21 protein-coding genes are annotated in these 24469 nt (G+C 73.5%); 12 read left to right on the forward strand and 9 right to left on the reverse strand.

Annotation, left to right across the window (positions count from 1 at the left end; genetic code table 11):
* Positions 1-29: 29 nt before the first annotated feature.
* Entirely contained in the window at positions 30-2531 is a 2502-nt protein-coding gene (locus tag OCU29_RS02160) for a glycoside hydrolase family 65 protein (protein ID WP_261818625.1), read from the reverse strand.
* Complete coding sequence (locus OCU29_RS02165; protein ID WP_261818904.1) at positions 2528-3238, reverse strand: HAD family phosphatase; 711 nt, start codon at positions 3236-3238, stop codon at positions 2528-2530. The genes OCU29_RS02160 and OCU29_RS02165 overlap by 4 nt, the downstream gene beginning before the upstream one ends.
* Before the next feature lie 101 nt (positions 3239-3339).
* On the opposite strand from OCU29_RS02165, the gene ilvD reads away from it, so the two are divergent.
* Positions 3340-5028, forward strand: a complete 1689-nt coding sequence (gene ilvD, locus OCU29_RS02170) for a dihydroxy-acid dehydratase (protein ID WP_179615879.1) — start codon at positions 3340-3342, stop codon at positions 5026-5028.
* Positions 5029-5128: 100 nt separating this feature from the next.
* Here the strand turns inward: ilvD and OCU29_RS02175 are convergent, their stop codons facing one another.
* Positions 5129-6688: an acyl-CoA carboxylase subunit beta gene (locus OCU29_RS02175; RefSeq protein WP_261818626.1), complete on the reverse strand. Its 1560-nt coding sequence runs from the start codon at positions 6686-6688 to the stop codon at positions 5129-5131.
* Positions 6689-6731: 43 nt separating this feature from the next.
* Between OCU29_RS02175 and OCU29_RS02180 the strand changes: the two genes are divergently transcribed.
* Both OCU29_RS02180 and OCU29_RS02185 read left to right on the forward strand, forming a co-directional pair.
* The gene (locus OCU29_RS02180; protein WP_261818627.1) at positions 6732-7967 is read left to right on the forward strand and encodes a kynureninase; all 1236 of its coding nucleotides are present in this window, start codon (positions 6732-6734) and stop codon (positions 7965-7967) included.
* The gene (locus tag OCU29_RS02185) at positions 7964-9010 is read left to right on the forward strand and encodes a S66 peptidase family protein (RefSeq protein ID WP_261818628.1); all 1047 of its coding nucleotides are present in this window, start codon (positions 7964-7966) and stop codon (positions 9008-9010) included. The genes OCU29_RS02180 and OCU29_RS02185 overlap by 4 nt, the downstream gene beginning before the upstream one ends.
* Here the strand turns inward: OCU29_RS02185 and OCU29_RS02190 are convergent.
* Both OCU29_RS02190 and OCU29_RS02195 read right to left on the reverse strand, forming a co-directional pair.
* Entirely contained in the window at positions 8991-11177 is a 2187-nt protein-coding gene (locus tag OCU29_RS02190) for a molybdopterin-dependent oxidoreductase (protein WP_261818629.1), read from the reverse strand. The two genes, OCU29_RS02185 and OCU29_RS02190, sit on opposite strands and share 20 nt — an antisense overlap.
* Positions 11174-11821: a Pr6Pr family membrane protein gene (locus tag OCU29_RS02195; RefSeq protein ID WP_261818630.1), complete on the reverse strand. Its 648-nt coding sequence runs from the start codon at positions 11819-11821 to the stop codon at positions 11174-11176. Before OCU29_RS02195 ends, OCU29_RS02190 begins: the two co-directional genes overlap by 4 nt.
* A 36-nt stretch (positions 11822-11857) precedes the next feature.
* On the opposite strand from OCU29_RS02195, the gene OCU29_RS02200 reads away from it, so the two are divergent.
* The 4 genes from OCU29_RS02200 (at position 11858) to ilvC (ending at position 15902) form a co-directional block, all read left to right on the forward strand.
* The gene (locus OCU29_RS02200) at positions 11858-12265 is read left to right on the forward strand and encodes a VOC family protein (RefSeq protein WP_179615885.1); all 408 of its coding nucleotides are present in this window, start codon (positions 11858-11860) and stop codon (positions 12263-12265) included.
* 240 nt (positions 12266-12505) lie between these two features.
* Positions 12506-14275, forward strand: coding sequence for an acetolactate synthase large subunit (locus OCU29_RS02205; RefSeq protein WP_179615886.1), 1770 nt, complete (start codon positions 12506-12508; stop codon positions 14273-14275).
* Positions 14276-14285: 10 nt separating this feature from the next.
* Positions 14286-14825 (forward strand): acetolactate synthase small subunit, encoded by a 540-nt coding sequence (ilvN, locus tag OCU29_RS02210; RefSeq protein ID WP_179615887.1) that lies wholly within the window; start codon positions 14286-14288, stop codon positions 14823-14825.
* A gap of 48 nt (positions 14826-14873) precedes the next feature.
* Positions 14874-15902 (forward strand): ketol-acid reductoisomerase, encoded by a 1029-nt coding sequence (ilvC, locus tag OCU29_RS02215; protein ID WP_276529353.1) that lies wholly within the window; start codon positions 14874-14876, stop codon positions 15900-15902.
* A 55-nt stretch (positions 15903-15957) separates the two neighbouring features.
* On the opposite strand, the gene OCU29_RS02220 is transcribed toward ilvC, so the two are convergent.
* On the reverse strand, positions 15958-16791 hold the full coding sequence (locus OCU29_RS02220; protein WP_261818631.1) for an ABC transporter permease: 834 nt from the start codon (positions 16789-16791) through the stop codon (positions 15958-15960).
* Complete coding sequence (locus OCU29_RS02225; protein WP_261818632.1) at positions 16788-17717, reverse strand: ABC transporter ATP-binding protein; 930 nt, start codon at positions 17715-17717, stop codon at positions 16788-16790. Before OCU29_RS02225 ends, OCU29_RS02220 begins: the two co-directional genes overlap by 4 nt.
* A gap of 108 nt (positions 17718-17825) precedes the next feature.
* On the opposite strand from OCU29_RS02225, the gene OCU29_RS02230 reads away from it, so the two are divergent.
* Genes OCU29_RS02230 through arr form a run of 5 tightly spaced genes read left to right on the forward strand, consistent with a single transcriptional unit; the run spans position 17826 to position 22353 of the window.
* Positions 17826-18545 carry a DsbA family oxidoreductase gene (locus tag OCU29_RS02230; protein WP_261818633.1) on the forward strand — a complete coding sequence of 240 codons (720 nt, stop codon included), beginning with the start codon at positions 17826-17828 and terminating at the stop codon, positions 18543-18545.
* A 54-nt stretch (positions 18546-18599) separates the two neighbouring features.
* Positions 18600-19439: an iron uptake transporter permease EfeU gene (gene efeU / locus OCU29_RS02235; protein ID WP_261818634.1), complete on the forward strand. Its 840-nt coding sequence runs from the start codon at positions 18600-18602 to the stop codon at positions 19437-19439.
* 4 nt (positions 19440-19443) lie between these two features.
* A complete protein-coding gene (gene efeO, locus OCU29_RS02240; RefSeq protein ID WP_261818635.1) occupies positions 19444-20631 on the forward strand; it encodes an iron uptake system protein EfeO in 1188 nt (395 codons plus the stop codon).
* Positions 20628-21896 (forward strand): iron uptake transporter deferrochelatase/peroxidase subunit, encoded by a 1269-nt coding sequence (gene efeB, locus OCU29_RS02245; RefSeq protein WP_261818636.1) that lies wholly within the window; start codon positions 20628-20630, stop codon positions 21894-21896. Before efeO ends, efeB begins: the two co-directional genes overlap by 4 nt.
* Positions 21897-21930: 34 nt before the next feature.
* Complete coding sequence (gene arr / locus OCU29_RS02250) at positions 21931-22353, forward strand: NAD(+)--rifampin ADP-ribosyltransferase (protein WP_261818637.1); 423 nt, start codon at positions 21931-21933, stop codon at positions 22351-22353.
* Here arr and OCU29_RS02255 read toward each other — a convergent pair.
* Both OCU29_RS02255 and OCU29_RS02260 read right to left on the reverse strand, forming a co-directional pair.
* Positions 22350-22730, reverse strand: coding sequence for a hypothetical protein (locus tag OCU29_RS02255; protein ID WP_261818638.1), 381 nt, complete (start codon positions 22728-22730; stop codon positions 22350-22352). The genes arr and OCU29_RS02255 overlap by 4 nt on opposite strands.
* A gap of 4 nt (positions 22731-22734) precedes the next feature.
* Positions 22735-24333, reverse strand: a complete 1599-nt coding sequence (locus tag OCU29_RS02260; RefSeq protein ID WP_261818639.1) for an ATP-binding cassette domain-containing protein — start codon at positions 24331-24333, stop codon at positions 22735-22737.
* Positions 24334-24469: the final 136 nt, after the last annotated feature.

Consider the following 24469-nt stretch of genomic DNA (forward strand, 5'->3'; position numbering starts at 1 on the left):
GCGTACGGCGGGCTGCTCGACCGCCGGGGTCACAGGGTGGCGGCGGGGACCCCTGCGGTGATCCGGCTGCCGTCGGCCCGGGTGCCGCCCAGCTGGGGGCGGTCGTCGAGCGGGTGCGGCAGGCGGGTGCCGTGGGCGTCGAGCTCGACGACCAGCGGCCGGTCGGGGCCGACCTCGTGCTCGGTGCCGCGCACGCTCAGCCGCACCGGGCCGGGCCCGTCGACGACCGCGACGCACAGGCGGTCGGGACGCACCTCGAGCGCCAGGCGGTGGCCCTGCCAGGCGAGCTGGCAGCGCAGCACCGGGAAGGCGTCGGGCAGGCGCGGGTCGAAGGTGAGCCGGCCGCCGTGGTCGCGCATGCCGGCGAAGCCGTTGACCAGCGCCGCCCACACCCCGCCGGCCGAGGCGATGTGGAGGCCGTCGTCGGTGTTGCCGTGCAGGTTGGCCAGGTCGACGTGCAGCGCCTGGCGGAAGTAGCCCCAGGCCGCGTCGGCGTACCCGACCTCGGCGGCGACCACCGACTGCACCACCGCCGAGAGCGTGGAGTCGCCGGTGGTGATCGGGTCGTAGTACTCGAAGTCGGCGAGCTTCTCCTCGGCGGTGAAGCGGTCGCCCTGCAGGAACAGCGCCAGCACGACGTCGGCCTGCTTGAGCACCTGGAACCGGTAGATGACCAGCGGGTGGTAGTGCAGCAGCAGGGGGCGCAGCGAGTCGGGGGTCTCGGAGAGGTCCCAGACCTCGCGGTCGAGGAAGGCGTCGTCCTGCGGGTGGATGCCCAGGCCCTCGTCGAAGGGGATGTGCATGCCCTTGGCGCAGCGCGCCCACTCGGCGACCTCGTCGTCGTCGAGCTCGAGACGGGCGCGCACCTGCTCGAAGTCCTCGGGGTGGTCGCGGCGCACCGTCTCGACCGCGGCCACGGCCTGCTCGAGGTTGTAGCGGGCCATCACGTTGGTGAACAGGTTGTTGTTCACGACCGTCGTGTACTCGTCGGGCCCCGTGACGCCGTGGATGTGGAACGACGGCGTGCCGTTGGAGCGCCAGAAGCCGAGGTCGACCCACATCCGGGAGGTCTCGACGAGCATGTCGATGCCGTCGCGCACCAGGAAGCCCACGTCGCCCGAGGCGGCGACGTACTGTATCAGGGCGTGGGCCACGTCGGCGTCGATGTGCACCTGCGCGGTGCCGGCGGCGTAGTAGGCCGAGGCCTCCTCGCCGTTGATGGTGCGCCAGGGGTAGAGGGCCCCGCTCTGGGCCATCTCGCGGGCCCGGTGCCGGGCGGCGGGCAGCATCCGGCTGCGGAAGTGCAGCAGGTTCCGCGCCAGGTGCGGCTGGGTGTAGGTCAGGAACGGCGCGACGTAGATCTCGCTGTCCCAGAAGTAGTGGCCCTCGTAGCCCGACCCGGTGACGCCCTTGGCGGGCACCCCCTGCTGGTCGGCGCGGGCGCTGGCCTGGGCCAGCGAGAAGAGGTTGAAGCGGATCGCCTGCTGGATCGCGATCTGCTCGTCGGGCGCGTCCTCCTCGGTGACCTCGACGTCGGCGGCCGCCCAGAAGTCGGCGTACCAGTCGCGCTGCTCCTCGAGGTAGTGGTCCAGGCCGTGGTGACGCGCCCGGTCGAGGGTGCGCTCGCAGCGGTCGGCCAGCTCGCGCACGGGCACGCCTCGCGAGGTGTGGTAGGCCACCGTCTTCTGCAGGCGCACCGGGTTGCCCTCGGTGGCCTCGACCCGGAAGACCATCTTGGTGAGGTCCTCGTCGGCACGCCGCACGACCTCGGTGGGGTCGTCGGTGGTGAGCACGTGGTCGGCGGCCACCGCGATGGTCATCCGCGAGTTCGCGCAGGTGTAGCCCAGCTCCATGCGCTGCTGCTGCGCCGAGTGCAGGCGCGGCACGAGCACCCGGTCCTCGAAGGCGGCCGCCTTGCGCGGGTCGATGCCCTCGCCCATGGCCGCGTGCGGGTCGTGGTACTCGTCGGTGCCGTCCTGGCGGTTCATCAGCTGCGAGGAGATGGTGATCGGCGCGTCGCCCTCGACCATCGTCACCGTTAGCCCGAGCAGGGCGAGGTGGCGCTGGGTCATCGAGACCATCCGCGTCGACTCGACCTTGACCCGCTTGCCCGACGGGGTGCGCCACAGCAGGGAGCGGCGCAGCACGCCGTCGCGGAAGTCGAGGGAGCGCTCGTAGCGCTCGAGGTCGGCGGTGCCCAGGATGAGCGGCTCGTCGTCGACGTAGACCTTCATCAGCTTGGCGTCGGGCACGTTGACGATCGTCTGGCCGGTCTGGGCGAAGCCGACGGCGGCCTCGGCGTGCCGGATCGGCCAGGTCTCGTGGAAGCCGTTGACGAAGGTGCCGTGGGCGTGGGCGTCGCGCCCCTCCTCGGGGTTGCCGCGCATGCCGAGGTAGCCGTTGGCGACGCTGAAGAGGGTCTCGGTGACCCCGAGGTCGTCGGCGCGGTGCGAGCGCTCGACCAGGCGCCACGGGTGCACCGGGAACCGCCCGCGGTCGATCGGGTCGTCGGTGACGAAGCGGCGGGTCACGCGTCGGCCCCCGAGACCAGCTCGGCGAGGTCGCCGACCACCAGGTGGGCCCCGGCCTCGCGCAGCACCTCGGCGCCGACGCCGCGGTCGACGCCGATGACCAGCCCGAAGCCGCCGGCCGCGCCGGCGCGCACGCCCGAGACGGCGTCCTCGAAGACCACGCAGCGCTCGACCTCGGCGCCGAGCTCGCGGGCGGCGTGCACGAACGTGTCGGGCGCCGGCTTGCCGGGCAGGCCGAGCTCGGTGGCGACGGCGCCGCTGACGACGGTGCCGAAGCGCTCGGCCAGGCCGGCCGCCTCGAGCACGGCCGGAGCGTTGGCCGAGGACGACACGACGGCCAGGGGCATGCCGAGCGCGCGCAGCTCGTCGAGCAGCGCGACCGAGCCGGGGTAGGCCTCGACGCCGTCCCGGGCCAGCACCGCGTTGAACGCCTCGTTCTTGCGGTCGCCCAGCTCGCGCACCTGCTCCTCGGTCAGCTCGATGCCGCGCGAGGCCACGAAGTCGCGCACCCCGTCGTAGCGGGGCTTGCCGTCGACGTGGGCGAAGTAGTCGGCGTCGGTGTACGCCGAGCGGTCGCCGTCGGTGCCCTCGTGGGACTCCAGGAAGGCGTTGAACATCTCCGCCCAGGCGCGCATGTGCACCTCGGCGGTCGGCGTGATCACGCCGTCGAGGTCGAGCAGCACGGCGTCGTGGTCTCTCCAGGTCACAGTCCTCACCCTCCGAGGCTAGGGCCCCGACCGGTGCGCGCGCAGATCGACGTACTGAGACGGGGCGATGGTGCGACGACCGTCACGGATAGCCTGGCCCCATGACCGGACCGTCCGAGCGCCCCGACCTCAAGCCCCGTTCCCGCGACGTCACCGACGGCCTCGAGCGTGCCGCCTCGCGCGGCATGCTGCGAGCGGTGGGGATGGGCGACGACGACTGGGAGAAGCCCCAGATCGGCGTCGCGTCGAGCTGGAACGAGATCACCCCCTGCAACCTGTCGCTGGACCGCCTGGCCAAGGCGGTCAAGAACGGCGTGCACGCCGCGGGCGGCTACCCGCTGGAGTTCGGCACCATCTCGGTCTCCGACGGCATCTCGATGGGCCACGAGGGCATGCACTTCTCGCTGGTCTCCCGCGAGGTCATCGCCGACTCCGTCGAGGTCGTGATGAGCGCCGAGCGCCTCGACGGCTCGGTGCTGCTCGCCGGCTGCGACAAGTCGCTGCCCGGGATGCTGATGGCCGCCGCGCGCCTCGACCTGGCCTCCGTCTTCATGTACGCCGGCTCGATCATGCCCGGCCAGGTCGACGGCGAGGACGTCACGATCATCGACGCCTTCGAGGCGGTCGGCGCGTGCCTGGCCGGCAAGATCACCCGCGAGGAGGTCGACCGCATCGAGCGGGCGATCTGCCCCGGCGAGGGCGCCTGCGGCGGCATGTACACCGCGAACACGATGGCTGCCGTCGGCGAGGCCCTGGGCATGTCGCTGCCGGGCTCGGCCGCGCCGCCGGCCGTCGACCGTCGCCGCGACGGCTTCGCGCACCGCTCCGGCGAGGCCGTGGTCGGGATGCTGCGCGAGGGCATCACCGCGCGCCAGATCATGACGATGGAGGCCTTCGAGAACGCGATCACCGTCGTGATGGCGCTCGGCGGCTCCACCAACGCCGTGCTGCACCTGCTCGCGATCGCCCGCGAGGCGGAGGTGCCGCTGACGATCGACGACTTCAACCGCATCGGCGACAAGGTGCCGCACCTGGGCGACCTCAAGCCGTTCGGCAAGTACGTCATGAACGACGTCGACAAGATCGGCGGCATCCCCGTGGTGATGAAGGCGCTGCTCGACGCGGGCCTGATGCACGGCGACGTCCTGACCGTCACCGGCCGCACCATGGCCGAGAACCTCGAGGCGCTGGCGCCGCCGGCCCTCGACGACGACGTGATCCGCAGCCTGCAGCGCCCGATCCACGCCACCGGCGGCCTGACCATCCTCAAGGGCTCGCTGGCCCCCGAGGGCGCGGTCGTGAAGTCGGCCGGCTTCGACGAGACCGTCTTCGAGGGCACCGCCCGGGTCTTCGACGGCGAGCGCGCCGCGATGGACGCCCTCTCGGCCGGCGAGATCAAGGCCCGCGACGTGGTCGTCATCCGCTACGAGGGCCCCAAGGGCGGCCCCGGCATGCGCGAGATGCTCGCCATCACCGGCGCCATCAAGGGCGCGGGCCTGGGCAAGGACGTGCTGCTGCTCACCGACGGCCGGTTCTCCGGCGGCACCACCGGCCTGTGCGTGGGCCACGTCGCGCCCGAGGCCGTCGACGGCGGCCCGATCGCGTTCGTGCGCGACGGCGACAAGATCACCCTCGACGTCCTCAACCGCACCCTCGAGGTCGAGCAGGGCGACGACTGGGAGTCGCGCAAGGAGGGCTGGGAGCCCAACCCCCCGAAGTACACCCGCGGCGTGCTGGGCAAGTACGCCAAGACCGTCTCCTCGGCGGCCCACGGGGCGGTCACCGGCTGACGGCCGACCGGTCACTTTCGAACCTTCCACCGGTCACTTCTGAACCCGCGGCGGGTGCGAAAGTGACTGCTCGGTGGTTCAGAAGTGACTGCTCGGCTTGCTACCAGGTGTCGACGGTGCGGCCGGAGCCGACGAGGCGGCCGTCACGGGCCGCGGCGCCGATCACGGCGGCGAGCACCTGACGGGTCTCGGCGGGGTCGATGACGTCGTCGATCTCGAAGTGCCGGGCCACGTTGAGGGCCGTCGAGTGCGCCTGGGCGTACGCCGTGAGCTCGCGCACCTGCTGCTCCCGCTCGGCCTCGTCCTCGATCGCCTCGAGCTCGCGGCGCATCGACAGGCGCACCGCGCCCTCGAGACCCATCGCGCCGAGGTGCGCGCCGGGCCAGGCCAGCGTCATCAGCGGCTGGTGGGTGCTGCCGCCGAGCATCGCCTGGGCGCCGAGGCCGTAGCCGCGCCGCAGCACCACCCCGACCAGCGGCACCTGCAGCTGGGCGCCGGCGACCAGCAGCCGTGAGGTGTGGCGCACCAGGCCGGTGCGCTCGGCGTCGGGGCCGACCATCATCCCGGGGGTGTCGACCAGCGACACGACGGGGAAGCCGTGGGCGTCGCACAGCTGGAGGAACCGGGCGGCCTTGTCGCCGGCGTCGGCGGTGATCGCGCCGGCCAGGTGCCGGGTGTCGTTGCCGAGCAGGCCGACGGTGCGGCCCTCGATGCGCCCCAGCGCGGTCAGCAGCTCGGGCGCGAAGTCGGGGCGCACCTCGGTGACCGTGCCTGCGTCGCAGATCGTCTCCACCACCGGCCCCAGCTCGTACGACGTCCGCTCGCCGTCGGGCACGGCCTCGCGCAGCGGCGTCTGGTCGGGGACCTCCCAGGTCTCCTCGTCGCCCAGGAAGTAGCCGATGAGCGCGCGGGCGGCGTCGACCGCGTCGTCCTCGTCGACGGCGACGTCGACCACGCCGTTGGCGGTCATCACGTCGAGGGGGCCGACGTCGGCGGCCCGGACGTCACCGAGCCCGCCGCCGGCGATCATCGCCGGGCCACCCATGCCCAGCGAGGCGCGGGGCGTGGCGACGACCAGGTCGGAGCAGCCGGCGACGACCGCGTTGCCGGCGAAGCAGGGGCCCTCGACGACGGCGATGCGCGGCACCTTCCCCGACAGCCGGGCCCAGGCGGCGAAGGTGGTCACGTCGAGCGCGGAGACCAGCGGGATGTCGGTGTCGCCGGGGCGGCCCCCGCCGCCGGTGGCGAAGAAGACGCAGGGCAGGGCGAGGCGCTCGACGACGTCGAGCAGCCGGTCGGTCTTGCGGTGCCCGCGCATGCCCTGGGTGCCGGCCATCACCAGGTAGTCGTAGGACAGCACCGCGACCGGGCGGCCGTCGATGGTGGCCAGCCCGCCGACGATGCCGTCGGCGACGGTGCGGTCGAGCAGGTCGTCCATCGACCGCTTGTCCTCCTGGGCGGCGGTGACGAAGCGGCCGTACTCGACGAAGCTGCCGGGGTCGACGAGCGCCGCGACCTGCTCGCGGGCGGTGCGGCCACCGCGCGCGTGCAGCGCCTCGACCGCCTCGGGGCGGGCGGCGTCCTCGGTCAGGGCCCGCCGCGCGAGCACCTCCAGCAGCTCGGGTCGGATCGACCCAGGACTCGAAGCGAGGGGGGACATGGCGGGGAGTCTAGGAGCGGGCCCGGTGGGGTAGACATGCGCCGTGACCTCCACCACCCACGAGACCGCCGCACGCCTGGACGCCGAGGACCCGCTGGCGTCGTACCGCGACCGCTTCGTCGGCTCCGAGACGCCGCTGGTCTACCTCGACGGCAACTCGCTGGGCCGCCCGCTGCGCACCACGGGGGAGCGGCTGCGCAGCTTCGTCGACCAGGAGTGGGGCGGCCGGCTGATCCGCGGCTGGGACGAGGCCTGGATGGACCTGCCGACCGTCGTCGGCGACCGGATCGGCTCGGCGTGCCTGGGCGCGGCCCCCGGCCAGGTGGTCGTGGGCGACTCGACCACGGTGCTGCTCTACAAGGCGCTGCGCGCCGGGGTCGCGGCCCGCCCCGGTCGCACCGAGGTCGTGCTCGACCGCGACAACTTCCCGACCGACCGCTACGTCGCAGCCGGGGTCGCCGACGAGCTCGGGCTCACGCTGCGCTGGATCGACGTCGACACCAGCGCCGGGGCCACCCTCGAGCAGGTGCAGGAGGTGGTCGGCGAGCAGACCGCGGTGGTGCTGCTCAGCCACGTCGCCTACCGCTCGGCGTGGCTGGCCGACGCACCGGCGATCACGGCCGCGGTGCACGACGCGGGCGCGCTGGTGCTGTGGGACCTGAGCCACTCGGTCGGCTCGGTGCCGCTCGAGCTCGACACCTGGGGCGTCGACCTGGCGGTCGGCTGCACCTACAAGTACCTCAACGGCGGGCCCGGCTCGCCGGCCTTCGTCTACGTCGCCGAGCGGCTGCTCGACGGGCTGCGCCAGCCGATCCCGGGCTGGATGGGCCACGCCGACCCGTTCGCCATGGGCCCCGGGTGGACCCCCGCGCCGGGCATCCGCCGGATGATCTCCGGCACCCCGCCGGTCGTCGGCATGCTCGCGCTGCAGGACATGCTCGCCCTGGTCGAGGAGGTCGGCATGGTGGCGGTGCGCGCCAAGTCGGTCGGTCTCACCGAGCACGCCCTCGCGCTGACCGACGACCTGCTCGCCCCGCTCGGCGTCGGCCTCGCCACGCCCCGCGAGGCGCGGCGCCGCGGTGGCCACGTCACGCTCACCCACCCGGCGATGCGCGAGGTGACCGCGCGGCTGTGGGAGGCCGACGTGATCCCCGACTACCGCGACCCCGGCGGCCTGCGCCTGGGGCTCTCGCCGCTCTCGACGTCGTACGACGAGGTGGCGCGCGGGCTCGCACGGGTTCGCGACGAGCTGCTCGACCTGGGAGCCTCGGGCGCATGAGCCCCGACCCCACGCCCGAGGTCCGCTTCCCGCGCCCGCTCCGCCCCGGCGACACCATCGGGGTCACCGCGCCCTCCTCGGGGGTGCAGACCCCGCTGGCGGCACGCCTCGACGTGGCCTGCGACCACCTGCGCCAGCGCGGCTACGAGGTGCGCCGCGGGGCCGTGCTGGAGACGCCCGACGGGGGAGTGGCGGCCCCGGCCGCCCAGCGCGCGGCCGAGCTGACCGCGATGCTCTGCGACCCCGACGTGCGCGCGGTCGTGCCGCCGTGGGGCGGCGAGCTGGCCATCCAGGTCCTCGACCACCTCGACTGGGACGCGCTGGCGGCCGCCGAGCCGACCTGGCTGGTCGGCTGGAGCGACCTGACCACGCTCATGGTGCCGCTGCTGACCCGGCTGGGCTGGGCCTCGCTGCACGGCGGCAACCTGATGGACACCCCCTACCGCCAGCCCGACGGGCTCGCGCACTGGGTCGACGTGCTCGAGACCGACCCGGGCGACCCGGTCGTGCAGTCCTCGCCGGGGCGCCACCGCACCGGCGGCTTCGACGACTGGGAGGCGACGCCGGCGATCACCGAGCAGCGCCTCGAGGCGACCGGCGCCTGGGAGGTCGTCGGCGGCGGCGGTCTCGACCTGACCGGGCGCCTGGTCGGCGGCTGCATCGAGGTGCTCGGCCCGCTGGTCGGCACGCCGTGCGCCGACGTCGCGGGCTGGGGCCGCAGCCAGGTCGACGAGGGCCTGGTGGTCTACGTGGAGGCGGCCGAGCACGCCGCCTTCGACGTCTGCCGCGCGCTGCACGGCATGCGGATGGCCGGCTGGTTCGACGAGGCCGAGGCGGTGCTGGTGGGCCGCACGTCGGCGCCCGACAGCCCCGGCCTCACCCAGCGCCAGGCCGTCGTCGACGCGCTCGGCCCGCTGGAGGTGCCCCTGGTGCTGGGGGTCGACGTCGGCCACGTGCCGCCGAACCTGCCGCTTGTCAACGGCGCCTCCTGCCGGGTGGTCGTCGACCACCGCCGCAGCGAGATCACCCAGACGTGGGGCTGAGCGCGGCGACCGGCACCACCTCGACGACGTGGGCCAGCATCACCGCCTGACCGCTGACCGGCTCCATGTGCGGCGCCCCGCCGGGCACCACCTCGTTGACGTTGACCCCGGCGCGGGCGCGGGCCCGCGAGGCGCCGCTGGCGCGGTGGCCCCAGCCGTGCGGCACCACCACGACCCCGCGAGCGACGTCGGTGGTCAGCCGCGCCGGCAGCCGCACCGCACCGGCCTCGCCGCGCACCTCGACCTCGTCGCCGTCGGCGATCGCGCGTTCCTCGGCGTCGAGGGGGTGCAGCAGCGCGGTGTTGCCGTCGGGCTGCTCGATGTAGGGGTTGTTGTGCATCCAGCTGTTGTGCGAGCGCCGGTCGCGGCGCCCCACCAGCCGCAGCACGCCCGGGCGCGCGAGGTCCGCCTCCATGGCGGCCAGCCGCTCGAGGTCGGTGACCAGGTCGGCGGGGGCCAGGTCGACCAGCCCGTCGGGCGTCGCGACCCGGCGGCCCAGGAAGGTGCCCGGCTCGGTCGGGGGCAGCAGCACGCCCTCGGGTCGGCGCCGCAGCTCGCCGAGCGTCGTGCGCCGGCCCCAGCGCAGCAGCACCGCGAGCAGCTGCTCGAAGCCGACCTGCGGTGAGCCGGGCAGCCGGGCCAGCAGCCGGTTGAGCCGGGGGAGCAGGTGGGCCGGGGTGGTGCCCCACGGGCGCACCCCCGAGGCCAGGGCCAGGTCGGAGAAGATCCGCCACTCCGTACGCCGCTCGCCCAGCGGGGCGACCACCGGCGGGGTCCACTGCGCGTGCGGCACCACCTGCAGCGACTGGTGGGAGGCCGGGAAGTCGCTGCGCTCGAGCATGTCGGTGGCCGGCAGCACGTAGTCGGCGTGCGCGGCGGTCTCGTTGCGGTAGAGGTCGACGCTGACGACCAGGTCGAGCCGCTCCAGCGCCGCGGCCAGCCGGCCGCCGGGCACCGAGTGCACCGGGTTGCCGGAGGTCACGAACAGCGCCCGGATGCGGTCGGGGTGCTCGGTGGTGATCTCGTCGGCCAGCGCCGCGACGGGGAACGCGCCGGCGACCCGGTGCCAGCGCCCGTCGGTGGTGCGGTGCTCGTCGAAGCGGCCCAGGCCCGCCAGGTCGGCCAGGCGCAGGGTGTCGAAGGCGCCGCGCGGCACCAGCAGCCCGCCGCGCCGGTCGAGGTTGCCCGTGAGCAGGTTGAGCCCCTGCACCAGCCAGGCGCAGATCGAGCCGAAGGGCCCCATGTTGACCCCGGTCGAGCAGTAGAGCGCGGCCCCGTCGGCGGCGGCGTACGCCGTCGCGAGCTCGCGGACGGTCGCGGCCGGCACCCCGGTCACGGCCTCGGCGCGCTCGGGGGTCCAGGGTGCGCCGGCGGCCACGAAGGCGTCGACGCCCCGGGCGACCGCGCGGGCCGGGCCCAGGTCGACGCCGACCTCGCGGGTCACCACGTGCAGCATCGCGGCCAGCAGGTAGGCGTCGGTGCCGGGACGGATCGCGACGTGCTCGCCGACGCGGCGCGCGGTCTCGGTGCGCCGCGGGTCGACGACCACGACCCGGCCGCCGCGCTCCTCGACCGCGCGCAGCACCCCGGCCGCGTCCGCGACCTGCACCACCGACATCTGGCTGACCAGCGGGTTGGAGCCCAGGCACACGAACATCTCGACGTGCGCGAGGTCCGGCACCGGCTGCACCAGCGAGAGCCCGTACATCTCGGTGGAGACGTGGAACTTGGTGTTGACGTCGATGGAGTGCGACGCGAAGACGTTGGGGGAGCCGAGCGCCTCGACGTACCCGGCCGACATCAGGGTGCCGGCCAGGGAGAAGAAGGTGGGGTTGCCCTGGTACATCCCGACCGCGCGCGGCCCGTGCTTGTCGACCAGCGCACGCACCCGGGCGCCGATCTCGCGGTTGGCCTGCTCCCAGCTGATCGGGACCAGCTCGCCGTCGACCCGCTTGAGCGGCGTCTCGAGGCGGTCCTCGTCGTGGTGCAGCGCGCCGAGGCCGAGTCCCTTGACGCAGCAGTAGCCCCGGGAGACGGGGTGCTCCCGGTCGGGCCGGACCTTGACGACCCGCTCGCCCCCGCCGGCGCCGGGGGTGCCCTCGACGTCGACGACCAGGCCGCAGTGCACCTCGCAGATGCGGCAGAAGGTGCGCACGCTGCGGGTCATCGGACCGGCTGCTTCTCGGGACCGCGGGTGCGGGAGCGGTCCAGGAGCGCCAGGGCGCCGAGCAGCAGCACGAAGAGCGCGGTGATCGCGGCGCACGTGACGACGACCGCCGCCCAGCCCTCCTCGCGGTGGTCGAGGAAGGGGTAGGGGAACCAGCCGGTCACCAGCCCCACCACCAGGGTCCAGGCCAGCCAGCCGAGCGGCCAGGCCAGCGCCAGGCCCGCCGTACGACGGGTGACGCGCGGGCGGGGTCCGACGGCGACGAAGCCGACGAGCGCCGCGATGGGCACCACGAGGTGCAGCATCGCGTCGGCGAGCGCGTCGAGGCCCTCGAGGTCGAGCAGCGGGCGCAGCAGCACGAAGTGCACCAGCCCGGTGATGGTGATGCCGACCAGGGCGTCGAGGCGCAGCACCGGGCGCCCCGGTCGGGCGCTGCGGGCCAGGTGGACGGCGGCCAGGGCGACCAGCAGGTTGCTCTGGATCGTGAAGTAGGAGACCAGCCGGCCCAGGCGCACCTCCAGCGGTGGCACGGACTGCTCGTCGAGCACCCGCCCGCCCTGGAGGACCAGCACCAGCTGCAGCAGCAGGGCCGCGGTCGCCAGGACGGCGACCAGGGCGTGGAAGGACCGGTGCCTCGACGTCATGGGCCATGACCGTAGGGCATCTGGGACCATGGGGGCGTGGATCAGCGGATCAGCTTCATCACCCTGGGCGTGCGTGACCTGCACGCCTCGAGGACCTTCTTCCTCGACGGCCTGGGCTGGCAGGCCAGCCACGACGACGAGGAGGTGCTGATGCTGCGGGTCGGCGAGCACCTGGTGCTCTCGCTGTGGGACCGCTCGGCGATGGAGGCCGAGATCGGCCCGCTCGGCTCGGGCGCGGCGCCGCTGACGATCTCGCACAACGTCGCGACCCGCGAGGAGGTCGACGAGGTGCTCGAGCAGGCCCGGGTCGCCGGCGCCCGGGCGGTGCTGGCGCCCCAGGACCGCGCCTGGGGCGGCTACACGGGCTACTTCGCCGACCCGGCGGGCTACCGCTGGGAGGTCGCCTGGAACCCGGGACCGGTCGGCCAGGAGGTCCTGCCCTGAACGCCCGTGCCGCCAGCATGTGGGACCGACGTCTCGGATGCTGGGACGCGTGACAGACTGGCGTGACGAGGTGAGCGGCACCGGGATACCGTGCAGCCATGCGCCAGGACCTTCTCGTACCCACGCGACGCGTGAGCTGAGTCGGACCCGGCACCAGCCAGCGCGTCGCCCCTCGTTGCCCACCGGGCCGAGGGGTTTTTTCATGAGCGGACCACGCACGAGCAAGGAAAGCGGCAAGGGATGAGCACTGAAGCCTCAGGCACACAGATCACGGGCGCGCAGAGCCTGGTCACCTCGCTCGAGGCTGCCGGCGCGACCGACATCTTCGGCATCCCCGGCGGCGCGATCCTGCCCGCCTACGACCCGTTGATGGACTCCTCCATCCGCCACATCCTGGTGCGCCACGAGCAGGGCGCCGGCCACGCCGCCCAGGGGTACGCCGCCGCGACCGGCCGGGTGGGCGTCTGCATGGCCACCTCGGGGCCCGGTGCGACCAACCTGGTCACCGCGCTGGCCGACGCGCACATGGACTCGGTGCCGATGGTCGCGGTGACCGGGCAGGTGGGTGCCTCGCTGATCGGCACCGACGCCTTCCAGGAGGCCGACATCCGCGGCATCACGATGCCGATCACCAAGCACAACTTCCTGGTCACCGACCCCGACGAGATCCCGCAGCGGATCGCCGAGGCCTTCCACATCGCCTCCACCGGCCGCCCCGGCCCGGTGCTGGTCGACGTCGCGAAGTCGGCGCTGCAGTCGATGACGACCTTCCGCTGGCCCACCGAGCTGCACCTGCCGGGCTACCGCCCGGTGACCAAGCCGCACAGCAAGCAGATCCGCGAGGCCGCCCGGCTGATCCTCGAGGCCCGCCGCCCGGTGCTGTACGTCGGCGGCGGCACGGTCCGCGCCAACGCCTCGCGCGAGCTGAGGGTGCTCGCCGAGATGACCGGCATGCCGGTGGTGACCACGCTGATGGCGCTGGGCGCCTTCCCCGACAGCCACCCCCAGCACCTGGGCATGCCCGGCATGCACGGCACCGTCGCGGCCGTGGCCGGGCTGCAGAAGAGCGACCTGATCATCAGCCTCGGCGCGCGCTTCGACGACCGCGTCACCGGCAACCTCGACTCCTTCGCGCCCGGCGCCAAGGTGATCCACGCCGACATCGACCCGGCCGAGATCGGCAAGAACCGCTACACCGACGTCCCGATCGTGGGCGACTGCCGCGAGGTCATCTCCGACCTCGTGGTGGCCCTGCAGGCCGAGGCCGACGCCGGCCACACCGGCGACTACGAGGGCTGGGTGTCGTTCCTGGCGGGGGTCAAGAAGAAGTACCCGCTCGGCTACGAGCAGTCGCCCGCCGGCACCCTGGCCCCCCAGCACGTCATCGAGCGGCTCAGCGCCATCGCCGGGCCCGAGGCGATCTACACCTCCGGGGTGGGCCAGCACCAGATGTGGGCCGCCCACTTCGTGCAGTACGAGCACCCGCGCACCTGGCTGAACTCCGGCGGCCTGGGCACCATGGGCTACTCGGTGCCGGCCGCGATGGGCGCCAAGGTCGGTCGCCCCGAGGCCACCGTGTGGTCCATCGACGGCGACGGCTGCTTCCAGATGACCAACCAGGAGCTCGCGACCTGCGCGATCGAGAACATCCCGATCAAGGTGGCGGTCATCAACAACGAGTCGCTGGGCATGGTGCGCCAGTGGCAGACGCTCTTCTACAACGAGCGCTACTCCAACACGAACCTGCAGCGCCACGGCGGCCCGGTGCGGATCCCCGACTTCGTCAAGCTGGCCGAGGCCTACGGCTGCGTGGGCCTGGCGTGCGACGGCCCCGACGACGTCGACGCCACCATCGAGAAGGCCATGGAGATCGACGACGTGCCGGTGGTCGTCGACTTCCGCGTGCACCGCGACGCGATGGTCTGGCCGATGGTCGCCGCCGGCACCAGCAACGACGACATCAAGTACGCCCGCGACCTGGCGCCCGACTTCGACCAGGACGACCTGTGAGGACCTCTCGATGACCCAGCACACCCTGTCCGTCCTGGTCGAGGACAAGCCCGGCGTCCTGACCCGCATCGCCGGGCTCTTCAGCCGCCGCGGCTTCAACATCCACAGCCTCGCCGTCGGACCGACCGAGCACCCCGAGGTCTCCCGGATGACCATCGTGGTCAACGTCGACGAGTCGCCGCTCGAGCAGGTCACCAAGCAGCTCAACAAGCTCATCGAGGTCATCAAGATCGTCGAGCTCGACCCCGACGCCTCGGTCAACCGCGAGCTGGTGCTGGTCAAGGTCAGCGCCAACGCCGAGACCCGCGGGCAGGTGCTCGACACCGTGCAGCTGTTCCGTGCCAAGGTGATCGACGTGGCGCCCGACGCCATCACCATGCAGATCACCGGCAACCAGGGCAAGATCGCCGACTTCCTCAAGATGCTCGAGCCCTTCGGCATCCGTGAGCTCGTGCAGTCGGGCATGGTCGCGATCGGGCGCGGCCCGCGCTCGATCTCCGAGCGCAGCCAGCGCCCGGTGGCCGTGCCCGCCCCTCCCGCAGCAGTCTGAAACCCACCACCAGGTCCACCCGGTCCACCACCAGAAGGAGAAGCCCCCGTGGCTGAGATGTTCTACGACGACGACGCCGACCTGTCCCTGATCCAGGGCAAGAACGTGGCCGTCATCGGCTACGGCAGCCAGGGCCACGCCCACGCGCTGTCGCTGCGCGACTCGGGCGTCGACGTGCGCATCGGCCTGCAGCCCGGCTCCAAGAGCCGCGCCAAGGCCGAGGCCGAGGGCCTGCGCGTGCTGACCCCGGCCGAGGCCGCGGAGGAGGCCGACGTCATCGTCATCCTCGCCCCCGACCAGCACCAGAAGAAGCTCTTCGCCGAGGAGATCGCCCCGCAGCTCGCCGAGGGCGACACCCTGGTCTTCGGCCACGGCTTCAACATCCGCTTCGGCTTCATCGAGCCCCCCGAGGGCGTCGACGTCTTCATGGTCGCCCCCAAGGGCCCCGGCCACCTGGTGCGCCGCGAGTACGTCGACGGGCGCGGCGTGCCCGTGCTCGTCGCGGTCGAGAAGGACGCCTCCGGCTCGGCCTGGGAGCTCGCGCTGTCCTACGCCAAGGGCATCGGCGGCCTGCGCGCCGGCGGCATCAAGACCACCTTCACCGAGGAGACCGAGACCGACCTGTTCGGCGAGCAGGCCGTGCTCTGCGGCGGCGCCTCGCAGCTGGTCATGTACGGCTTCGAGGTCCTCACCGAGGCCGGCTACCAGCCCGAGGTCGCCTACTTCGAGTGCCTGCACGAGCTCAAGCTGATCGTCGACCTCATGTACGAGGGTGGCATCGCCAAGCAGCGCTGGTCGGTCTCCGACACCGCCGAGTTCGGCGACTACGTCTCCGGCCCGCGGGTCATCGACGAGCGCGTGAAGCAGAACATGGTCGGTGTCCTCGAGGACATCAAGAACGGCTCGTTCGCCGAGCGCTTCATGACCGACATGGAGAACGGCCAGCCGGAGTTCACCAAGTTCCGCGAGCAGGGCGAGTCGCACCCGATCGAGAAGACCGGCCGCGAGCTGCGCAAGCTGATGGCGTGGGTCAAGAGCCACGACTCCGACTACGTCGAGGGCTCCTCCGCCCGCTGAGCCCGACCGCCGACGCCGACCCGGCGCGTTCGAACGCGCCGGGTCGGCGTCGGCGTCACTTCACCTCGACCCGGGCGACCCGCCACAGGCCCACCGCGAGCGGCAGCACCAGCCACAGCAGGCTGGTGGCGCCGAGCTGGGCCCAGGCCTGCGCGGTCGCGGGGAAGCCCTCGAAGAGGGAGCCCTGCGTGTAGTTGAAGTCGACCCACGGCTGCAGGTCGGCGAACCACTGCTGGGCCTGGGCGAGGGCGAAGGTCAGCCCCGTGAACACGTAGACGTAGACCAGGTAGCCGACCAGCGCGGCCGACGAGCTGCGCAGCACCACCCCGAGCATGAAGCCGATCAGCACGCCGAGGACGTTGGCCAGCACGATGGCGGCGAAGTCAGCCAGGGTGACGTCCCACACCGTCGGCGTGCCGGCCAGGGCCGAGCCGAGGAGGTTGCCCAGGACCCCGACGCCGGCGGCGACGAGCATCCCGCCGACCGCGACCACGACGGAGTCCACGGCCTTCGCGGCGATGACCCGTCCCCGGTGGGGCACGAGGGTGAAGGTGGTCAGCCCGCTGCGCTGGCTCCACTCGCTGGTGACCGAGAGGATCGCGATGACCGGCAGCAGCACCGCCATCGGGAAGCCGACCGCCTGGGCGAACGCCGCGTAGGTGATGGCCTCGTCGGGCGCCCACAGCACCACCGCGCCGCTGGCCAGCACCGACAGGACGCCCACGCCGATCATCAGCCAGGCTCCCGAGCGGGTGTCGAACATCTTGCGCAGCTCGACCTCGAGGAGCCGGGCGAAGGGGATCGGGGGCGGCGCCGGGCGGGCGGCGTACGCCGCTGGGGTGCGGGGGCCGGGCACGGTGCCGGGGGTGGTCAGGGTCGGGGTGCTCATGCTGCTGCTCCTGGAGGGGTCGTGGTGGTCTCGCTCTGGGTCTCGCGCTGGGTGTCGGCGGTGAGGTCGAGGAACATCTGCTCCAGGCCCGCGCCGTCGGCGGCGCGCAGCTCGGAGAGGGCCAGGCCCGCCTCCAAGGCCAGCCGGCCGACGAGGTCGGGCGGGGCGTCGGTGGTCAGCGCGCCGTCACGGTTCGCCTCGGCGCCGTGCCCGGCCCCGGCCAGCGCCCGCGCCAGGGCTTCGGGGTCGGGGGAGCGGACCACGGTGCCGGCCGAGGCGAGCAGCTCGGCCTTGGTGCCGCTGGCCACGATCCGCCCGCGGCCGATGACGACGAGGTCGTCGGCGACCACCTCGATCTCGTGCAGCAGGTGGCTGGAGAGCAGCACGGTGCCGCCGTGGTCGGCGTACTCGCGCAGCAGGTCGCGCATCCAGCGGATGCCGGCGGGGTCGAGGCCGTTGGCGGGCTCGTCGAGCACGAGCACCTCCGGGTCGCCGAGCAGGGCGTGGGCGATGCCGAGCCGCTGGCGCATGCCCAGCGAGTAGTGCCGCACCCGCCGCCCGGCCTCCTCGTCGGTGAGGCTGACCCGGTCGAGCATCTCCTGCACCCGGGCCCGGGGCAGGCCCATCGTGCGCTGGGCCAGGATCAGGGTCTCGCGGCCGGTGCGGCCGGCGTGCTGGGCGGAGGCGTCGAGCAGGACCCCCACCTCGCGACCGGGGTCGGGCAGGTCGACGAAGCGGCGGCCCAGCACGGTCGCGCTGCCCGACGTCGGCGGGGTGAGCCCGACGAGCACGCGCATGCACGTCGACTTGCCGGCGCCGTTGGGACCCAGGAAGCCGGTGACGCGCCCGGGTCGTGCGGTGAAGGTGACGTCGTCGACGGCCGTGTGGGCGCCGTAGCGTCGGGTGAGGTTCTCGATGGTGATCATGCTCGGAGCCTCGCGCCCGCGGGGGTCTCGGCGCATCGGGGATGACGCGGGTCGCGACCCGGAGAGCCACCCGGGAAGAACCAGGGGTCTCTCGGGGTTGGGCCCCACATGCGTATCGAGATCTGGTCCGACGTCGTCTGCCCGTGGTGCTACATCGGCAAGCGGCGCCTCGAGACCGCCCTGGCCGACTTCGAGCACCGCGACGAGGTGGAGGTCGTGTGGCGCTCCTTCCAGCTCGACCCCGGCGCGCCCTCCGTCGCCGACGAGACGATCGCCGAGCACCTGGGCCGCAAGTACGGCGGCGGGCCCCGGGCCGGCCAGCAGATGATCGACCAGATGGAGGCCGTGGCGGCCGAGGAGGGGCTGCTCTACCGGTTGGGCCAGGCCCACCGGGTCGGCACCGCCGACGTGCACCGCGTGCTGCACGCGGCCGCCGACCACGCCCAGCGCGGCGACCTCAAGGAGGCGCTGCTGAAGGCGTACATGATCGAGGCGCGCAACGTCGCCGACCACGACGTGCTGACCGAGATCGCGGTCTCCGCGGGGCTCGACGAGGCGCGGGTGCGTGAGGTGCTGGCCTCCACCGAGTACGCCGACGAGGTCGAGGCCGACATCCGCCAGGCCGGGGCCTACGGGGCCACCGGTGTGCCGTTCTTCGTCGTCGACGGGCGCTACGGCATCGCCGGCGCCCAGCCCGCGGACGTCTTCGCCGACGTGCTGCAGCGGGCCTGGGACGACGCCCACCCGGCCGTCGAGATGGTCGGTGCGCCGGTCGGTGACCGGGCCGGGGCCGACGGCGCGGTGTGCGGACCCGACGGCTGCAGCTGAGGGGAACCTCACTTTGGTTAGGCAAACCTAAGTGTTTGGTCTAGTGTCCGGCGGGTGCTCGGTAACTTCCTGATCGGCCTGCGCGAGGGTCTTGAGGCCTCCCTCGTGGTGAGCATCCTCGTCGCCTACCTCGTCACCTCGGGTCGCCGGCACCTGCTGCCGCGGGTCTGGGCCGGTGTTGCGCTCGCCCTCGGGTCCTGCGCGGCCCTCACCGTGGTGCTGGGCCTGCAGGCCCGCCAGCTCACCTTCCAGACCCAGGAGCTGGTCGGCGGCGCCCTGTCGATCGTCGCCGCCGGCTTCGTGACCTGGATGGTCTTCTGGATGGCGACCGCCGCCCGCTCGATGGGCGGTCAGCTGCGCGGTCGCGTCGACGCCACCGCCGACGGCCCGGCCTGGGGCCTGGTCCTCGTGGCCGTGCTGGCGGTGGGGCGCGAGGGCCTCGAGACCTCGCTCATCCTGTGGAGCAACACCCGGCAGGCGACCGGCGACGCGGTCGGCGAGCAGACCGCCACCCCGATCCTCGCCGCCCTGCTCGGCATCGGCGTCGCCGTGCTGCTCGGGTGGCTGCTCTACCGCGGCGCGATCAGCATCGACCTGACCCGCTTCTTCACCTGGACCGGCGCGCTGCTCGTCGTGGTGGCGGCCGGGGTGCTGGCCTACGGCTTCCACGACCTGCAGGAGGCCGGCGTGCTGCCCGGCCTGCACTCCTACGCCTTCGACGTCTCCGGCCTCGTCAGCGCCGGTGGCTGGCTCGGCACCCTGCTCAAGGGCGTCTTCAACTTCTCCCCGCAGACGACCTGGGTGGAGGCGGTGGTCTGGGTGGCGTACGTCGTGCCCGTCCTGGCGCTCTTCCTGGCCCGGGTCCGTCGCCCCGTCCCGGCCGCCGGCCACTGACCCGATGAGGAACCTGCTCGTGCACACCGTGATCTCCCGTCCCCTGGCCGCCGCCCTGGTGGTCGCCCTCCCGGCCCTGGCCGCCTGCACCGAGAGCACCGAGTCCTCCGCGACCGGTGCGGACTCCCGCACGGTGACGGTCACCTCGAGCGAGGAGGCCTGCGAGGTCTCCGACGTCGAGGCGCCGTCGGGCACGCTGCGCTTCGACGTCACCAACGCCGGCTCGCGGGTCACCGAGTTCTACCTGCTGGCCGACGACGGGCTGCGGATCGTGGCCGAGATCGAGAACATCGGACCCCAGGCCACCCGCCAGCTCGTGACGAGCGTGCCCGCCGGCTCCTACCGCACCGCCTGCAAGCCGGGCATGAGCGGCGAGGGCATCCGCGCCGCCTTCACCGTGACCGACTCCGGGGAGGAGCGCGACGTCTCCGCCGACGAGCAGGAGCTCGTCGACGCGGCCCTGGCCGGCTACCAGGCCTACGTCGAGGACCAGTCGGCCCAGCTGCTGGAGAAGACGGCGCGGTTCGTGGCGCTCTACGAGGCGGGCGAGGACGACGAGGCCCGGGCGCTCTACCCGGTCGCGCGCACCCACTGGGAGCGCATCGAGACCGTGGCCGAGTCCTTCGGCGACCTCGACCCCCGCATGGACCTGCGCGAGGCCGACCTCGAGCCGGGCCAGGAGTGGACCGGCTGGCACCGCATCGAGAAGGACCTGTGGCCCGCCCGCGCCGAGGACTACACCGCGCTCACGCCGCGGCAGCGCTCGACGTACGCCCAGGACCTGCTGGCCAACACCGAGACGCTCGACGCGCAGATCCAGGGCCTCGACTTCACCGTCGACCAGATCGCCAACGGCTCGCGCGGGCTGCTGGAGGAGGTCGCCACCGGCAAGGTGACCGGCGAGGAGGAGTACTGGTCGCGCACCGACCTCTACGACTTCCAGGCCAACGTCGACGGCGCCCGGGTCGGCTTCGAGGGGGTCCAGCCGATCGTGGCCGAGAAGGACCCCGAGCTCGCCGAGACGCTCGAGGACCGCTTCGAGGCGCTGCAGGACCTGCTCGACGAGCACCGCAGCGGCGACGGTTTCGTGGCCTACGACGAGCTCGGGACCGAGGAGGTCAAGGCGCTCGCCGACGCCGTCAACGCGCTCTCCGAGCCGCTGTCGCGACTGACCGCGGCCGTCCTGGCGTGAGCCCCGCGCGGGTCTCGCGCCGCGGCCTGCTCGGCGGCGGCGGAGCAGCGGCCGTGGGCGTGGCCGGAGGGTTCGCCGGCGGCCGCGCGGTCACGAGCGGTGACGCGGAGACGGTGGTGGAGGCGGCGTCGTACGCCTTCCGCGGCGAGCACCAGGCCGGCATCGTCACCCCGGCCCAGGACCGCCTGCACTTCGCGGCGCTCGACGTCACCACCGACTCTCGCGAGGAGCTGGTGGCGCTGCTGCAGGAGTGGACCGAGGCCGCCGAGCGGATGACCCGCGGCGAGGACGCGGGGCCGGAGGGCGCCGTCGGCGGCAGCTACCTGCTGCCGCCCGACGACACGGGCGAGGCGATCGGCCTGCCCCCGGGCGGACTGACCATCACCTTCGGGCTGGGGCCCGGGCTGTTCCGCGACGCCGAGGGGCGCGACCGGTTCGGGCTGGCGGACCGGCAGCCCGAGGCGCTGCGCGACCTGCCGCACTTCCCCGGGGACGTGCTCGACCCGCGCCGCTCGGGCGGGGACCTGTGCATCCAGGCGTGCGCGCAGGACCCGCAGGTGGCGGTGCACGCGGTGCGCAACCTGGTGCGGATCGGCTTCGGCCGGGTCTCGGTGCGCTGGTCGCAGCTGGGCTTCGGACGCACCTCCTCGACCTCGACCAGCCAGGCCACCCCGCGCAACCTCTTCGGGTTCAAGGACGGCACCGCGAACGTGAAGGCCGAGGAGCCCGAGGCGCTCGCCGAGCACGTGTGGGTGGGCCCTGACGACGACCCGGCCGCGGGGTGGCTGGCGGGCGGCACCTACCTCGCGGCCCGGCGCACCAACATGACGATCGAGGTCTGGGACCGTCAGCCGCTGGGGGAGCAGGAGGCGTTCATCGGTCGCACCAAGGGCACCGGGGCGCCGCTCTCGGGAGGCTCGGAGCACACCGAGCCCGACTTCGAGATGCCCGGCAGCAACGGCACCACCGTGATCGCTCCCGACGCCCACGTCCGCGTCGTGCACCCCGACGCCCACGGGGGAGCTCGGATGCTGCGCCGGGGCTACAACTTCGTCGACGGCAGCGACGACCTCGGCGGCCTCGACGCCGGGCTGTTCTTCATCGCCTTCGTGCGCGACCCCGCGACCGGCTTCATCCCGGTGCAGAACGCGATGGCCAAGAACGACGCGCTGATGGAGTACCTGCGCTTCACCGGCTCCGCGCTGTTCGCCGTGCCGCCCGGGGTGGGCGAGGGCGAGTTCGTCGCCCAGGCACTCTTCGCCTGAGGACGGTCGCGCCCGCATCGTGGAGGATGACGGCATGGAGGAGAACCACGGAGCGGGCCCGTTCTTCCACGGGACCAGGGTGGCGCTGTCACCCGGCGAGGAGCTGGTGGCGGGCCACGGATCGAACTTCCAGCGAGGACGGACGTCCAACAACGTCTACTTCACCTCGCTGATCACGACCGCGGCCTGGGGTGCCCAGCTGGCGAGCGCGCTGCACGGCGACGACGACTCGGGCCGCGTCTACGAGGTGGTCCCGCTCGGTCCGTTCGAGGACGACCCCAACGTCACCGACAAGAAGTTCCCCGGCAACCCCACCCGCTCCTACCGCAGCAGGCACCCGTTGCGCGTCGTCGCGGAGGTGGTCGACTGGCCGCGCCACCCGCCGGAGGCGGTCGAGGAGATGCTGGCCGGCCTCGCCCGGCTGCGCGAGCAGGGTCTGGACGTGATCGACGACTAGCTGGGACCTCCGGGTGCCGTGGGCCGGTCGGGCGTGACCAGCACGACGGTGTCGACGTGTCGCGCGCCGAACCGGCTGCGCCACCCGTACTTCTCGCGCACGCGCCCGCGCACCTCGTCGAAGACGGCGCCGGAGCGGACCACCTCGGCCTGGCCGGCGACGGGCGCGCCGGTCCCCGTGGGACGACCACGGCGGTCACAGGGCACCACCCGCACCCGTGCAGAGGTGGGCGGGGCGGTCCACAGGCCGAGGCGTCCGTCGGTGGTCAGCACCACCCACGCCGGCGGTGCAGCGGTCCCATCGGTGGAGGCATCCGCCGTGAGTGCGACACGCCTCTCGCAGGCGATGGCCGCGGCAGCACTGTCGGTGGTGGTCACCGGCTCAGCCTCCCACCGGCGGAGCGCCGAGGTCGACGGTGCGCCCGAGGTCCAGGTCGTCGAGGAAGGCCCGGTCGTGGCTGGCGACCACCAGCGCGCCCCGGTAGCCGGCGAGCGCGGCGACCAGGGCGTCGTACGACGCGAGGTCGAGGTTGTTGGTCGGCTCGTCGAGGAGCAGCAGGCGCGGGGCCGGGTCGGCCAGCAGCAGGGCGGCGAGGGTGGCGCGCAGCCGCTCGCCGCCGGAGAGGTCGCCCACGAGGCGGTCGCCGGCGCCGCCGCGGAAGCCGAAGCGGGCCAACCGGGCGCGCACCTGCTCCGTCGTGGCGCCGGGGTTGCGGCGAGCGACCTCGCTGGCCAGCGGCAGGGCGTCGTCGAGGACGTCGAGGCGCTGGGGGAGCAGGGCGACCGGGACGTGGGCGCGGACCTCGCCCGAGAGCGGGGCCAGCCGCCCCGACCAGGTGTGCAGCAGGGTGGTCTTCCCGCTGCCGTTGGGTCCGACGAGGGCGATGCGCTCGGGGCCGACCACCTCGACGTCGACGGCGGCGCCGGTGCGCAGCACCAGGTCGCGGCTGCTGAGCACCCGCGCGCCGCGGTGCACCTCGGTCGCGGGGAGGTCGACGCGGATCGCCACGTCGTCGCGCAGCGCCTCCTGCGCGCGGTCGAGGTCGCTGCGGGCCGAGCCGAGCCGGTCGGCGTGCACCTGGCGGTAGGACGCGGCCGAGCGCTCGGCGCGCCCCACCATGTAGTCGCGCGCCGCCTTGCCGATGCCGGTCGTGGCCTCGGCCTTCGCGGCCACGCGGCGGCGCTGGGCCAGCGCCCTCTCGGCCTGCACGACGTCGCGGCGCTGACGGCGCACCTCGTTGCGGGCGGTCGTCACCGCCTGCCGGGCCGCCTCCTGCTCGGCCGCGACCTGGGCGGCGTACGACGACCAGCCGCCGCCGTACCAGCGCACCGCGCCGTCGCGCAGGTCGGCGATGCGGTCGACCCGTTCGAGCAGTTCGCGGTCGTGGCTGACGACCAGCAGGGCGCGCGGCCAGGTCGCGACGAGCTCGTGCACCCGCTCGCGGCCCTCCCGGTCGAGGTTGTTGGTCGGCTCGTCGAGCAGCAGCAGGTCGGGGCGCCGCAGCAGCAGGCGCGCCAGGCCGAGCCGGGTCACCTCGCCACCAGAGAGCTCCCCGAGGCGACGGTGCAGGGTGTGCGTGGGGAGCCCGAGCCGGTCGAGCTCGGCGGTGGCGCGCTCCTCGACGTCCCAGTCGTCGCCCACCGCGTCGAAGTGGTGCTGCTCGGTGCTGCCGGACTCGATGGCGCGCAGGGCCTCGAGGGTCGGGGCCACGCCGAGGAAGGTGGCGACGGGTTGGGCGACGTCGAGCGTCAGGTCCTGCGGCAGGTGGGCGACCTCGCCGCGCACCTGCACGTGCCCCCGGGTCGGCGCCAGCTCGCCGGCGAGCACCCGCAGCAGGGTGGACTTGCCGCTGCCGTTGGCGCCGACGAGACCGGCGCGTCCCTGGCCGAGGGTGAGGTCCAGGCCGCGCAGGGCATGGCTCCCGTCGGGCCAGGTGACGTCGAGGTCGGAGACGACGCAGAGGGGTCGGGTCGAGGGCATGGGTGCTCCAGGTGAGGGGTCGGGTGCGTCGCGTCGGACGCTGGGACGGGCCTCAGAGGAGCAACGTGACCTTGCCTGGGGTGCGGGGCTGGGACCTCGCCAGGCTAGGACGGGCGCGTGGCGCCGCGCACCTGGT

Source organism: Nocardioides sp. OK12, from assembly GCF_024341885.1.
Classification (GTDB): Bacteria; Actinomycetota; Actinomycetes; order Propionibacteriales; family Nocardioidaceae; genus Nocardioides; species Nocardioides marinisabuli.